This is a genomic window from Nocardiopsis sp. JB363 (assembly GCF_900143625.1).
In the GTDB taxonomy this organism is placed as follows: Bacteria; Actinomycetota; Actinomycetes; order Streptosporangiales; family Streptosporangiaceae; genus Nocardiopsis.
In genome coordinates this window covers 25,129-39,055 of the sequence record NZ_FRFF01000192.1, presented here as the reverse complement: position 1 = coordinate 39,055, position 13,927 = coordinate 25,129, and the positions used below count along the sequence as shown (strand labels likewise).

Genomic DNA, 13,927 nt, shown 5'->3' with positions numbered 1-13,927 from the left:
CCACAGCATCCCGCAGCTCTCTACCAGCGACAACACCCTAAAACAACGGTGTTGGGCCCGGTCCCTGGCGGGGATCGAGACACGAGCGCGATCGCTGCAATTCGCCTCACCGGTGCTCGTTCCCGGATACCTACAGAGCCCTTCCTACGCTGGCGCCGTGTTCAGGGCTTGGTGGCCGGATGCCTCGGACGAAGAGATCGAGCGGCTCACACAACTGCGCACGCAACGGCTGTCCCAGCTGCCGCAACTACGTGTCACCGCCGTCTTCCCGATCAGCGGCATCACGGGCTTCGACCCGATCGTCCGATGTGAGCAGGCGGCGCACCTGTTGGCACTGGTGGAGACGGGGCAGGTTCGAGTCCACCTGGTGCCGGAAGGGACGCTTCTGCTGGCGGTGACCGCCCCGCTGATGGTCTTCCGGTTGCGTTCCGGTGAGACGGTCATCACGAGCGATCATGTGGACGGTAACGTCGTCTACAGTGCCGACCGCAATGATCGGCTCACCTCTCTGATCACGGGAGCCATGGCGGAAGCACTGCCGGCCCGGCTCTCCCTCGAAGCTTTGAAGGATCTCGCATGAGCACCGAATGGCACAAGAGTACTTACAGCGCTACCGGCGGAAACTGCGTGGAGATCCGGGCGGCGATTACCGGGGCGGATGTTCGCGACACCCAGAACCGTGAGGCCGGTCATCTGACCTTCGACCCTTCGGAGTGGACGGTCTTGCTCAACAGGGTCCGTTCTCAAAACCGCTGATCTCGACTGCCACGAATGGCCCTATGTCGCAGCGAAGGGCCATTCGTGCGCCGATCCCCTTCCCCTATCGTGCGAGGATCACTCCGATTCCAGCCACACCCTCTGCTCGCCGCCGGCGGTGATAGTCAGTCCGTACGAGGTGAATGGTGGCCGCCCCTGATCGACCCAAACCCGGTGGGCGCGCTCGAACTCGTCCCACAACCTCCGTGGCCCGCCCTGCTCGACGCGACCATCACCCCGCAAGCGCGCCCAGGCGGAACAGTCCGTCGCACTGACCCAGATCCTCTCCACCCCATCGACCGCGGGTAGGGGCGCGTACCGCCACGCGGGCACGGTCAAGGCCATCTGCGGACCGCTGGATCCCTCGGTGATGATCCGACAGGGGTCTTCCCCGACCACCCGCACCTCATCCGGTTCGGCGTCGTGGCCGTGCATCCCACCGGAAGGTCGTTGCGCCCGCATCAACATGAACGCCGTCCCTCCGACGAACCGACCACGCGCCGCCCCGCTCCCGTCGACCACCAGCCGAGCCAGCATGCCGCCGGGAAGGAAGGCCCCGGGTTTCCAGGGGAGCACGATCCTGCCTCCAGGCCGTACCTGAGTGAGCCACGGGGTGGGGACCCGAACCACGGCGCACGTCGCGAGCAGCGCGTCGTACGGTGCCCCGTTCGGATACCCGTCGGCCCCGTCTCCGCTCACCACCCGTACGTCATGACCCGTCTCCCTCAGACACGCCTCAGCCTGCCCCGCGACCCCGGGGTCGACCTCGATCGTGGTGACGGAACCCTCCGCGCCGACCAGTTCGCTCAACAATGCGGAGTTGAAGCCGGTCCCGGTCCCGACCTCCAGCACATGGGCCCCCGGTACGACCTCGGCCGCTTGGAGCATCGCCGCCATGACCGAAGGTTGCGAGGACGACACGGTCGGCCGGTTGACCCGACCGGGCCCACCGGGAACGCCGTCGTTGACCTGTGTGGTCACGGCCTGGTCCTGGTAGACGCACCGGGCCCAGGGGACGGGGTCTTCGGAGCGGGACAGGGGCGGTCCCGTCAGGTCCGGCCAGACCAGATCCGGAATGAACCGGTGGCGCGGCACCCGCGAGAAGGCCCGAGCGAGCGCCCCCGTGAGCCCGAGCCGGGCGACCGATCGCGCGTGCAGAGCCGCCAGATCCGGATTTTCGTCGTTCATGAGAGCCACCATCTCTTCCGCTCGGCTGCTCAGTCGCTCAGTCGCACAACGGACACGGGAGGAATCCCTTGTCCTTGCCAGGGTCCTGCCCGGAGTGTGGTGGGGTGACGGACGCTTTCGTGCCCTCCGGGGCGGCTTCGGGGCAATGGCCGAACTCCACTATTCATGTTCGATGGTAAGAATTAATACGTTCATCAATAATTGTGTGTGAAGTGACCTGAGGGGCGCCTTCGCTCTGTATCAGCGATTCCAGATGACGGAGGCGGGGGCGTGTGAGGTGGGCCCTGTACGAATGAAGGATTCGATGCCGTCCGAGAGTAACGTTTTCGAGTCGTGGTGGAATACCGTGGCGGGTCCGAGCCTGACCTGGGCCATGGCGGCCACCACCACCCTGGGGCTCGGTGCCGCCCTGGGCGGGAGGATATGGACCGCCTGGGAGGGGAGCGGGGAGTGGGCGGAGACGACCCGGTGGTGGGTGCTGGCGGCAGTCGCACTCGCATGGATCCTGTCCTTGATCGTCTTCCGCCGGTCGAGCCCGTTCTCTCCACGGGGCGAGCCTGCCTTCCGTCTGTTCGGTGCGGTCATGGCGGTCCTGGCCTGGATCCTGTGGCGCAACGAGACCGGCACCCACGGGAGCGAGCGGATCCTGTTGCCGGGGCAGAGCGACTCCTGGGTCGGGGCGGTGGGCTGGTGGGCGCTGGCCGCCGTCGCCGTCGGCGCGGCGGTGGGTGTGTTGGTGGGACCACCGAAGTCCGGGGCGCCCCGGTGGGCGCCGATCGGCGCGCTGGCCACGGGTGCGGCGGTGATGGCCGTGGTGGTCGTGGCGGGTCTGACGTCGCTGCGTCAGGATCCGATCTTCCATGTGACCTCGCCCCCGTTCCAGGGTTCCCCCGGGCAGGTGCCCGAGACGGTGACCGAGCATCTGTGGACCTGGTCTCCACCGCAGGGTCAGGCGGTGCACGCGGTGTATCCCACCCCGGCCGGTGCGGTGGCGGCGATCGATGACGGAGCGGTGGGGTTGGACCCGGTCACGGGTGAGGAGCTTTGGCATTACCGGGTTCGTGGCGAGTCCGCTTTGGTCGATGCTCTGCCCGACGGGTCCCGGGTGGTGCTCCGCTATGACGACTTCACGGCCACCGACCGAGATGGGGACTGGTTCACCCGGTCACTCGGAGGGCAGTTCGACCAGTCACGAGGAGATGTCGATAGTGCTCCGGGGGAGGGCCGCGCACGACTCGGGAGATCGTGCTGGACAGCTCCACGGGTGCGATCGTGCACGAGCACGACCGTGATATGGCACGGATCGCGAGGGTGTTCCAGGACGGGTTGGCGACCCTGAACCAAGACTCGGACTTTGTCTACGAAGCCTTCGGAGACAAGGCCGGGCACACCCTCCCGGAGCCGGATGAGGACTGTTGGGGAAGACGGTGGCCGATCCCCACCAGCGGAGTCCATACCCTCGCGATGTTGTGCGCTCAAGACGAGGAAACGGGCGTTTTGAGCTCTGCCGGGGACTATCAGAGTCAGCTGGAGGAGTTCGAGGTCCGGCTGGCCGCGATCGACCCGGTCGACGGACAACGCCTGTGGGAGCGATCCTGGACCAGCACGGATACAGACCCCAGGTTGACCATTCCTGGAAGCGAGCGGAACGCGCCGCGTGAGCTTGTGGACTCCCGAGGTCAGGCCCCAGGGCTGCTGTTGTACGAGAACGAGGGCGGTGGATACGTGGTGCCCAAGGTCGGTGGTGAGCTACTGGACGCCCAGACCGGTCAGACGGTGCTCGACATCCCGAGCGGTGACCTGTTCCCCCTGGGGACGTGGTCGGTGGTGCACCTCGCGCAGCAGTGGCTGGTCACCGATGTGGCGGCGAAGGAGTTCGACGAACGACCTTCCCTGTCCGTTCTCAACAAGGTCGACCACGACGGAGAGGTCCTCGGGACCGCGCGAAACCCGCTGGTGCGGGGCGCCGCCACGGTCGAACCGGCCTTTTTGGAGGAGGCCGTGGTCTGGGCCGTCCCGGACGAGACCCCCGATGAGGGACGGTCCTACGGGATCCAGGTAACCGATTGGCGGGAGGACGCCGAGAACGACCCTGAGAACGCCCCCGAGCCATCGACCGTCGATCTCGAGGACCCGTTGACCACCAACGGTAAAGGGTCGGGCGACAGGATCGGACTCTACGGTCTTGAGTTCGTCCGCGCCCCAGGTGTGCTTCTCGTTCACACCGTGGGAGAGGAAACCGGTCAGCCCGTGGTGATGGGTCTGGGATGAGCGGAAAGGCAGCGCCGGCCGGTGGGTCGGGACCATGTCGGGTGCGGGTGGAGCTCATCGACGCCGGACCGGCGCTGCCAAGGGTCCACCGGGAAAGGAGAACGCGAGTGAGGGTTCTCGTTTTCGGTGCGGCCAATAGGTTGGCATAACAATCCAAATCGGACCAACAGGAAAATGCCGACATTGTGAACCGGTGGGGCCAAACTCCGCTCTCGGGCAAGTGCGGATTTGAGAGAATGACCCGCGAACTCTTGTTCGTTCCGCTAGCTTGAATCCCGACAAGAAAAAACCCGACCGGGTGCTGAACACACCTGGCCGGGTCTTGGCCGACGCCTGCGCAAACAGGTGTGTCGGCCGTGCCACCTACCTGAAACCAGCAGGAGGGCGACATCGCCATGGACTCTACCGCTTCAGCTCCCGCCAAGGCACCCGAAACTCCGAATCCGCCCGGGTTTTCTCCGGCTCGCAAACGCCCTCTGGGCGCGTTCGAGGGCGTCGGGCACATCCTCTCCCTGTGGGTCCTGCGCCTGTACCGCAAGGGTCTGCTGCCCACGGCTCGCTCGTTCCTGCTCATGTCGGCCCTGGCCGACATCGTGGACGTCGACGGGCGTTGGTGCTTCTACTACCTGGAGAACCTGCCCCAGCGCTGCAATGGGTTCCTCAGTGTCAGCAGCCTCAAACGAGCCGCCGATGACCTGATCGAGGTCGGGCTGGCAAACAAGTTGGATCGTTCGCAGACCTTGGAGTTCTTCGCCGACGACATCGCCCGGGGTCGCTCCATCCATCGACTGCCGTGTGTGCTGGAGCTTTTGGTCCCGGCCGAGGTCTACCCCGAATCGGTGTTGGCGGAGATCAACGAGTGCCGAGCGGCTTTGGGGGAAGAGCCGATCACCCCGCACAGCCGACCGCCTTTCAGGCCGAAGACCCGAGCTCAGGATGAGCTGGGCCCCAGCTCAGATCGAGCTACAGACTCTTTCCCTGGAGACACTTCTGGGAATGAGGTGGGTGGTTCCGTCCGTGACAGCGCAAGTACAGGAGAAGAAGAGCGGCAAAAGCAGCAAAACGGACCTTACGGAATCATCGCGCGCATTCATGATCGATTCCTGTCCGATCCGCAGCCCGATCGACGACGACTCACCACGGCGGTGGACCATCTCCTGAGCCAAGGGCTGGGCGTGGAGCAGGCGCGAGCCCTGTTCTCGGGGCTGGACCGGCTCAGGCGCCCCTTCCCCGCCCTGATGCTCCGGATGCGCAGCCTGGAGGCGGCCCACGCGTTCCTGGCCGGGACCCTGGGCAAGGGTATGGACGCGTCGGAGAACTCGTGGGCGGGCCCGTCGACGATTTGGCCGAACACCGGCGAGCCCGAACCCTTCGCCCTACCCGAACTGTTCCTGCTGGACAGCCAGGGCAAGGCTGACGAGACCTGCCCGGAGCACCAGAGCACCCGTAACGAACCCGGTGGTGCCTGCGCGATCTGTGGCCGGCGGTGTCGATCGGTGCCGAACGAGCTCATGCATGACCCGGTCCCGGGACCGGCCGCCCCGCCCGAGGACCGGCGGTCCGATCCCGGCGCACCGGAACCGCAACCGGAACTCCCGGCCGTCCCCGAGGAAGGGCTAGATCCGCGGCTGCAAGGGCTCATCGCCGCCTCCTTGAATGGGGCGGGCGGATCGGTTCCGCCGCCCCCGCCCTCGGTACCCGACGTCAGCCCATGGAAGACCCTGGGCTCGGGCATCTCGCCCACGAGCCGGGCGATCCTCGACGGACTGCGCGCAGAACTCGGCAAGGGGCGCGCAGAGGGCTTGGTGCCGCCACCACGAACGGCCCCGCACGACCTGATGGACGACGCTCCCACCCCACAACGGCATAAAGCCCGCTGACCCGCCCACGCACACCACTGGAGGGACATGCCCAAGAAGAAGCACAAGAAGAGGAACCTTGGTTCGAAACGGGATCGTCCTTCCCGGTCCGTCCCGAAGCCTCGGCCCGCTTCGGCCCCGACCGCCCCGACCGCCCCGACCAGTCCCGTGGTCCTCACCCTGCCCCGTGAACAGACTCCGCTGCTTCGGCTGGAGTTCGATCACCAGGCCACCGCCGAACAGCGCGAACTCGCTCGCAGGTACTGGATGCCCAAACTCGATGGGGGCTGGGCCGAACGGGTGGCCGACCTGGGCCCGGTCTGGCGGATCGCCTCCGACGTGGAGAAGGTGTGCACCGCCTACCTGCTGAACGTGTTGTGCCTGGCCTGTGCGGTACCCATGTCGGTGGCCAACCGCAGCGCGGCCGTCGCCCTGGGCGGCCAAGACCTGAGCCGGCCCGAGGCTCAGAGGATGGCCGGGAACGAATGCGTGGCGTGTCGACGGGCGCGTTGGGCCCAGCAGAAGCGGGCAGAGTGGGCCGCCCTCGAACACGAGCGCGAAGCCGAGGGCGAGCGACGTCGGGCGTTGGCGGGGTTCTTCCAACGAGGTGGTTTCGTGGAACCTCCGGGCCGGTGGGAGCGACGGGTACTCGGCCTGGGGTCCTCCGAGGATGAGGAACCCTTGGATGCCCGGGTGGCCTGCCTGCTGCACAGCCTGATCCGGCACGCTCGTACCGGTGCCGTCCTGCCCGCGCCGAACGACACCGTGGCCTTGCCGGTCGGTTGGCTGTATCCCGCCGCCGATGTGGCGGCCCTGTTGGAGCGACTCTTCCAACGGGGGTGGATCCGTGTGGACGCTTCCGCCGAGACCGATGCTTTCGTCTTTTCCGACGCCGGCGAGGTGCGGTCCTTCTACCTGGGCAGTGTTCCCTACCGGTTGACGACCTCGGCGAAGACGACCCTTGAGGACCTCACCGGGGTGTTGTTGTCACACAGCGCTCAGTCCCATATGGAGGGGATCCGGCGGGAGATCCGGGAGCTGGAGGTCTTCGACCTCTATCTCTACCTCAACCTCCTGTTGGCGCAGGACTACCGGTATCCGTGGGTGCCCGAGACCAAGCGCCTGGAACTGTACGAGCAATTGGCCCGTGGCCTGGAACATTTCAGCTTCGGTCAGATGGTCTGCCTGTGTTGGCGGGCGGTCGACACCGCCGCTTCATGGAAGGAACGTAAGGGGCTCACCGCGGCGCACGCCTCCTCCGCGGCCGTCACCACGCTGGGCGGAAAGATCGACTACGCCATCGATCACCCCGCCTCGCCGCTGAAGGAGTACAAGACCCCTCAGTCGCATCTGCCCCCTCCGGGACTGGCGGCCGCCAAGGACTTGCTCGAACGTTTGGAGACTCTCAGGGAGGAGCAGCGGGGTTGCCACCTCCACGAGCTGCACCCGATTCCGTGCACCCACTGTTTGGGGATGCTCTACGGAGGAGGGGAAGAGGCGGAGGAGGTGCGTGCTCACTTCGCCGAACTCGGAGAGCAGGCGGTGGTGATCAGGCCGGATCTGGGGACCAAGCGGGCGATGTGGGTTGTTCCGGAGTCGTCCGGGACATGAGCGGTCCTCCTCGACGGCATTGAATTAATCTACGTCGTAAAGGTGCCGGATCGATGGCGTCGCACGATCGTCCCCGGACATGAGAAGACCGGGGTGGCCACCTGGACGATGGGGCCACCCCGGTCGGGTCACACGCTCGCGGCTCGGGTCACTGAGAGGCGAGCGCTCCGGTGATGGAGGTGCGCGCCGCCCGGCGGGCGGGCAGCAGGGAAGAGACCACACCGGCCAGGACCGCGATGGCCAGGAACGTGACCACCTGTCCTGTGGGGAACCCGAAGACGATGTCGGGCAGGGCCGCGGAGATGGCCGCCCAACCGAACACCACACCGAGCAGGACACCGATGCCGGCACCGATCAGGCACAGCAGCACCGCCTCGACCCCCAGCATGCGGCGCATCTGTGCCTTGGTCAGGCCCATGGCCCGCAGGATCGCGGACTCACGGGTGCGCTCCAGCACCGACAGCGCCATGGTGTTGGAGATACCGAACACCGCGATGATGATGGCCAGACCGAGCATCGCCGCGATCGCGTAGAACGCGGTGGTCAGAATCTCATCGAACTGCTGGCGCATCTCGGCCATCGAGGTGACGCTCACGGTCGGGTACTCGTCGACCGTGGAGTAGACGGCCTCGCGCAGCTCCGACGACGACGCGGAGTCATTGCCCAGGACCATGACGGCGGAGTCGCCCGTGACCTCGGGAACCACCTGCTCGTAGTCCTCCGGGTCCAGGGTGAGGCCGAAGAACATCCCGGAGCTCGCCACCACGGCCGCGATCTCGAACTCGTGTTCGGAATCGCCCAGGGAGATGCTGTCTCCGGCTTCGAGGGACCCCCCGCGGTCCTCGCTGATCAGCACGCTGCCCGGGCCGAAGTCGGCGAGGTCGCCCCCGAGCACGTCGACCTCGACCTCCTCGCCCACGGTGGCGTCCACGTAGGAGGACACGGGGACGGTTCCGTCGTCGTCGGCGATTCTGTCATCAGCGCTGTCCACGTAGTCCGAGCGGCTGGCGAAGACCTGATCGATCTCCGGGCGCGCCGCCAGGTCCGATCGCACGGACTCGGGGATGGTACTCAGGTCGGTGCCGCCGACGTCCTCGGAGGCCACCTCCTCGCCTTCCCCCTCCGCTGCCTCGTCCTCCATGTTCAGCATCGGCGAGAGCTGGTAGTCCACGGGGTACTTGCCGTCCAACTGCTGGGAGGTGGTCTCCTGCATGGTGGCGTTGATCACCGAGTATCCGGTGATGAGGGTGGCGCCCACGGTCAGGGCGATCATGGCGGTGGCGGCACGGCGCGGGCTGCGGGTGGAGTTGTCCACCGCCAGCTTGCTCGGCACGCCGACGTGACGCAGCGGGGCACCGATCAGACCCACGATGCCGCGCACCAGCAGCGGGCCGAGCACGACCACGCCCAGGAAGGCGACGATGGCGCCTACGGCCACGATCCACATCGCCGCGCTGTTGGAGTCGCCCTGCAACCCCAGCGTCACGATCCCGCCGGAGAACAGGAACAACAGGATCCCCATCACCGCGCGCAGCTTGCCGGTGCCCTTCTCCATACCGGCCGCGGTGGCGCTGGTGCTCAGCGCAGCCAACGGGGACACGCGGGTGGCGCGCAAGGCCGGGACCAGCGCGGAGAAGACGGTGATCGACACGCCCACGACCAGACCGATGATCACGGCGGCCGGGGTGACCACGACGGCGAGGTCCAGGTCCTCACCCATGAGTGGGCCGCCGAAGCGGATCCCCAACATCCCGAGGCCGATTCCAGCCAGCAGGCCCAGGATCGAGGCCACCAGGCCGACCACGAAGGACTCGGTCAGCATCGAACGGAAGACCTGGCCGCGCTTGGCGCCCACGCAGCGCAGCAGGGCCATCTCTCGCTGACGCTGGGCGACGAGGATCGCGAAGGTGTTGTAGATGACGATGCCCGCGACGAAGACGGCGACGAGCGCGAACAGCATCAGACCGGTGCGGATCATTTCGGCGTTCGCGCCGGCCTCGGCGGCCTTCGCATTGCCGAACTCGGTGGAGGTCTTGACGTCGGCGCCCTCACCGAGCACCCCGGCCACGGCGGTGGCGACGTCCTCTTCGGAGGTCCCGTCGGCGGCCAGGGCGTCGATCTCGTGGTAGCCCTCGGCGCCGGTGACCGACGCGTAGGCCTCGGGGGTCAGGATGAAGGCCCCGCGGTAGCTCAGTTCGGAGTCCAGCCCCACGTCGATCAGCCCGGTGACGGTGAACTCCTGCTCCTGCTGCTCGGAGTCGAGCACGGTGACGGAATCGCCCACCTCGAAACCGGTCGGGTCGCTGATGGTGGTCGCCAGGACCATCTCGTCGTAGCTGTCGGGAAGTTCCCCCTCGGAGACCTCGAAGCGGGTCACCTCCCCCACGGTCATGGCCTCGGGAGGGATCATGCCGAAGGTGCGTCCCTCGTCGTCCAGGAGCAGGCCGGGCCCTCGCCGAACCCCATCGGCCTCGGCGACCTCGGGCAGGTCGCGGACCTGGTCGAGCTGTTCCTGGGTGAAGGGCACCGGGTCTTCCCAGTTCCCGTCCTGGTCCTCCAGGGATTCGGTGGTGGCGATGGTGTCGACGCTGGAGGCCGAGCCCATCACGGATTTCTCGTAGCTGGCCTTGAGGCTGTCGGAGAAGACCATGGTGCCGGCGATGAACATGACCCCGAGCAGAATGGCCAGGGTGGTGGTGACGTAGCGGGCCTTGTGCAGACGCAGGCCGGCCAGGGTGGTGCGCAACATGGTGGCTCAGGCCTCCAGCTTCAGCAGGCGCTCGGAGACCAGCTCGGCGGTGGGGTCGCTGACCTCGTCCACCAGACGCCCATCGCGCAGGAACACCACACGGTCGGCGTAGGAGGCGGCGACGGGGTCGTGGGTGACCATGACGATGGTCTGGTTCAGATCCCGGGCCGAGTCGCGCAGGAAGGCGAGGATCTCGGCGCCGGAACGGGAGTCGAGGTTACCGGTGGGCTCGTCGGCGTAGACGACCTCGGGGGCGTTGAGCAGGGCCCGGGCCACGGCCACGCGCTGCTGCTGGCCACCGGAGAGCTTGGCGGGCAGGTGGCTCAGCCGATCGCGCAGTCCCACGACGTCGACGATGTGGTCGAAACGGGCGGGGTCGACCTTGCGCTTGGCGATCTGGGAGGGCAGCAGGATGTTCTGCTCGGCGGTGAGCATGGGCAGCAGGTTGAAGGACTGGAAGATGAACCCGATGCGGTCCCGGCGCAGCAGGGTGAGGTCGCCATCGCGCATGCCGGTGATCTGGGTGCGCCCCAGGTGCACACTGCCGGAGGTCGGAACATCGAGCCCGGCCAGGCAGTGCATGAGGGTGGACTTACCGGACCCGGAGGGGCCCATGATGGCGGTGAAGGCACCGCGGTGGAAGTCGACGTCGACGCCGGCGAGGGCGTGGACCTGGGCGCCGCCGGTGTCGTAGGTCTTGGTCAGTGCTCGGGCCACCACGACCGGAGGGGCCTGGATGGGGGAGTGGGTTTGTGCTGCTGGCGTGCTCACGGCGGCTGGCTCCTGGATGAACGGTGACTGGTCGACGCCGGTAGGGCGGATCTGAACCGGGCGTGTTCACCACGCTAGGTCCGGGAAGACCTCCCGAACCTCCACCCAGAGGCCGAACCGGTTGTCGGCCAAAGGCATGACGCGGGGCGGGTTCGGGACGCCTTAGTGGGTTCGCGCCCCCTACTTTCGTCGGGGGTCACCGTGCACGCGTGTGGGCGCGGACCCTCACCGAGCGGCCGGGGAGGGAAGATCGGGCAGGCCGTTCAACAGGAGTGGATATTCGCCAACGGTGAACCTCCGCCGGCACCCCAGGGCCGCCCGCCCCCCGGAGCTGGGCGAATGTAGTGAATCTATAACGTAAAGGTGCCGGTTCCGTTCGCTGTTCACTCCCAACGAAGCGACCTCCATGCACACTGAGAGCCTCTCCCGCAGCAACTTCCGCTCACGCCATCGGGGAACATCCAGGGCGCCGGGAGCCGGCGGAGCTCCAATGTGATGTGTATCACGCCAAAGTCCTGTCAGGGACGTGCGGGCCGTCTCGTTCAAGGGGCACACGAGCGGACAGGAGAAAGCACATGCGACACCACATCCTCGTCCTCGGGGCCGGCTACGCCGGAGCCTCCGCTGCCGGATACCTCGCCCGTCACCTGCACCCGAACGATGTCCGGATCACCGTCGTCAACGCCGAAGCCGACTTCGTGGAACGGATGCGCCTGCACCAGGTCGCCGCCGGTCGGACGCCTCGCCGACGCGGGCTCGCGGAGATGTTCGCCGGCACCGGCATCCGTCTCAAGATCGCCCGGGTCACCGACCTGGACGCAGAACACCGGGTCGTCACCGTGGCGGGGGAGTCGGGCACCGAAGAACTGGAGTACGACACCCTCCTGTACACACTCGGCAGCACCATCGCCGACCACGGTGTGCCGGGGGTGGGCGAACACGCCTTCCACGTCGCCGAACGGACCGCCGCCGAGCGGTTGCGGCGACGACTGGACACGTTGGAACCGCGAGGCCGTGTGCTGGTGGTGGGCGGCAACCTCACCGCGATCGAGGCCGCCACCGAGATCGCCGAATCCCACCCGCGGCTGCGGGTCGCCCTGGCCACCACCGGCGAGCCGGCCGGTTGGCTGGGCACCAAGGCCCGAGACCATCTGGCCCGGGCCTTCGACCGGTTCGGTATCGAGGTGCACGAACACACCACCATCACCAAGGTCGGAGAAGGGGAGGCCATCGCGGCCAATGGCAAGGTGTTCGAGACCGACGTGACCGTGTGGGCGGCCGGGTTCGCCGTCCACCCCCTCGCCGCCGACAGTGGACTCGCGGTGGCCTCCGATGGCCGGATCAGCGTCGACCGGCGGATGCGATCGGTCTCCCACCCCGAGATCCACGCCGCCGGCGACAGCGTCCACGCCATCGACGACCACGGCCGACCGATGCCGATGTCCTGTGCCTCGGCCGGGTTCACCCGGATGCAGGCCACGTCCGCGATCATCGCCGAGCTGACCGGAACGAAGGTCGCGAAGGTGCCGCTGTCCTACCTGGGCAACTGCGTCAGCCTCGGCTCCCGGGACGCGCTCTTCCAAGCGGTCGACGACCGGGCCCGGTCCAAGGCCTGGGCGCTGCGGGGATGGTCGGCCACCCGGTTCAAGGCGGGTGTGCTCCAGGCCGTCGCCTGGACCATGGGCCACCCCACCTACGGGCTGCCCACACGCCGGCGTCGGACCCGCCGGGCCGTGTCCGCCGATGTCGGGAAGGTGGTCGCCGACTAGCGTGGCCTTCGTGGACACCGTCGCCGTGGAACGGTTCGAGGCCAATCGAGACCGGTTGGCCTCGCTCGCCTACCGCCTGCTCGGCTCGGCCGCCGACGCCGAGGACACCGTGCAGGACGCCTACCTGCGTTGGCAGGCCGCCGACCTCGAACACATCGAGGTGCCCGAGGCATGGCTGACCAAGGTGGTCACCAACCTCGCGTTGGACCGGCTCCGGTCGGCGCGGGCCAGGCGCGAACGAGCGGCCGGTGACTGGTTGCCCGAACCCCTGCTGGACGGCGACCCGATGCTGGGTCCGGCCGACACCGTCGAACAACGCGAGTCGGTGACCCTGGCCGTGTTGCTGCTGATGGAGCGCCTCGGCCCGGTCGAACGCGCCGTCTACGTGCTGCGCGAGGCGTTCTCCTACAGTCATGCCGAGGTCGCCGACATCCTCGACATCACCGAGACCTCCAGTCAGCAGCATGTTCACCGTGCCCGGCGGCGGGTGGCCTCGGAGAGGGTCGCGGGGGAGGCCGATCGTTCGGCGGCGCGGCGCATCGTCGAGGCGTTCGTCGAGGCCGCGTCCTCGGGTAGGACCGAGCGGTTGGTGGAGTTGTTGACCGACGACGCCACCGTTGTCAGCGAGGGTGTGGGCGGAAAGCTGTCGCGCCGCACGGGTGCCGGACCGATCGCCGCGAACCTGCGGGCCGGTTTCAAACCGACCCCCGCCAAGCGCAGGCTCGTCGGTGGGTCGCCGTCGATCCACGCGGCCGTGGTCAACGGCACCCCCGCCATGGTCATGGCGTTGGGGGATCGGGTCGTGGGCGTGGTGGCCCTGGGGTTGCGGGACGAGAAGGTGGTGAACCTGGTGGGTGTGTCCTCCTCCGACCGGCTGGATCGTTTCACCGAGTTCTGGCGTCGCGCCGAGCACGACGACCCGCTCATCGAACAGTGGTGAGCGCAGCCGAGGG

11 protein-coding genes are annotated in these 13,927 nt (G+C 67.5%); 8 read left to right on the top strand and 3 right to left on the bottom strand.

The features are described 5' to 3' along the window. The coding region (locus tag BQ8420_RS28915; protein WP_369825560.1) for a Scr1 family TA system antitoxin-like transcriptional regulator at positions 1-580 on the top strand (580 nt) is incomplete at its 5' end. After that, positions 577-756 (top strand): DUF397 domain-containing protein, encoded by a 180-nt coding sequence (locus BQ8420_RS28910; RefSeq protein ID WP_087103260.1) that lies wholly within the window; start codon positions 577-579, stop codon positions 754-756. The genes BQ8420_RS28915 and BQ8420_RS28910, both read left to right, overlap by 4 nt. A 78-nt stretch (positions 757-834) precedes the next feature. On the opposite strand, the gene BQ8420_RS28905 is transcribed toward BQ8420_RS28910, so the two are convergent. After that, complete coding sequence (locus tag BQ8420_RS28905; protein WP_087103278.1) at positions 835-1,944, bottom strand: methyltransferase domain-containing protein; 1,110 nt, start codon at positions 1,942-1,944, stop codon at positions 835-837. Between the two features lie 346 nt (positions 1,945-2,290). On the opposite strand from BQ8420_RS28905, the gene BQ8420_RS28900 reads away from it, so the two are divergent. The 4 genes from BQ8420_RS28900 to BQ8420_RS28885 all read left to right on the top strand — a co-directional run bounded on the left by BQ8420_RS28900 (position 2,291) and on the right by BQ8420_RS28885 (position 7,685). Then, the gene (locus BQ8420_RS28900) at positions 2,291-3,283 is read left to right on the top strand and encodes a hypothetical protein (RefSeq protein ID WP_143847653.1); all 993 of its coding nucleotides are present in this window, start codon (positions 2,291-2,293) and stop codon (positions 3,281-3,283) included. 158 nt (positions 3,284-3,441) lie between these two features. Next, positions 3,442-4,215, top strand: a complete 774-nt coding sequence (locus tag BQ8420_RS28895) for a hypothetical protein (RefSeq protein ID WP_143847651.1) — start codon at positions 3,442-3,444, stop codon at positions 4,213-4,215. A gap of 395 nt (positions 4,216-4,610) precedes the next feature. After that, positions 4,611-6,095: a hypothetical protein gene (locus BQ8420_RS28890; RefSeq protein WP_087103254.1), complete on the top strand. Its 1,485-nt coding sequence runs from the start codon at positions 4,611-4,613 to the stop codon at positions 6,093-6,095. Positions 6,096-6,242: 147 nt separating this feature from the next. Beyond that, positions 6,243-7,685, top strand: a complete 1,443-nt coding sequence (locus tag BQ8420_RS28885) for a hypothetical protein (protein ID WP_143847649.1) — start codon at positions 6,243-6,245, stop codon at positions 7,683-7,685. Positions 7,686-7,833: 148 nt separating this feature from the next. Here BQ8420_RS28885 and BQ8420_RS28880 read toward each other — a convergent pair whose 3' ends face one another. Together BQ8420_RS28880 and BQ8420_RS28875 are read right to left on the bottom strand one after the other, a co-directional pair. After that, entirely contained in the window at positions 7,834-10,434 is a 2,601-nt protein-coding gene (locus BQ8420_RS28880; protein ID WP_087103250.1) for an ABC transporter permease, read from the bottom strand. Between the two features lie 6 nt (positions 10,435-10,440). Beyond that, positions 10,441-11,205 carry an ABC transporter ATP-binding protein gene (locus tag BQ8420_RS28875; RefSeq protein WP_087103248.1) on the bottom strand — a complete coding sequence of 255 codons (765 nt, stop codon included), beginning with the start codon at positions 11,203-11,205 and terminating at the stop codon, positions 10,441-10,443. 575 nt (positions 11,206-11,780) lie between these two features. Between BQ8420_RS28875 and BQ8420_RS28870 the strand changes: the two genes are divergently transcribed. Both BQ8420_RS28870 and BQ8420_RS28865 read left to right on the top strand, forming a co-directional pair. After that, entirely contained in the window at positions 11,781-12,974 is a 1,194-nt protein-coding gene (locus BQ8420_RS28870; protein WP_087103246.1) for an NAD(P)/FAD-dependent oxidoreductase, read from the top strand. A gap of 10 nt (positions 12,975-12,984) precedes the next feature. Next, a complete protein-coding gene (locus BQ8420_RS28865) occupies positions 12,985-13,914 on the top strand; it encodes a sigma-70 family RNA polymerase sigma factor (protein ID WP_087103276.1) in 930 nt (309 codons plus the stop codon). Positions 13,915-13,927 lie beyond the last annotated feature (13 nt).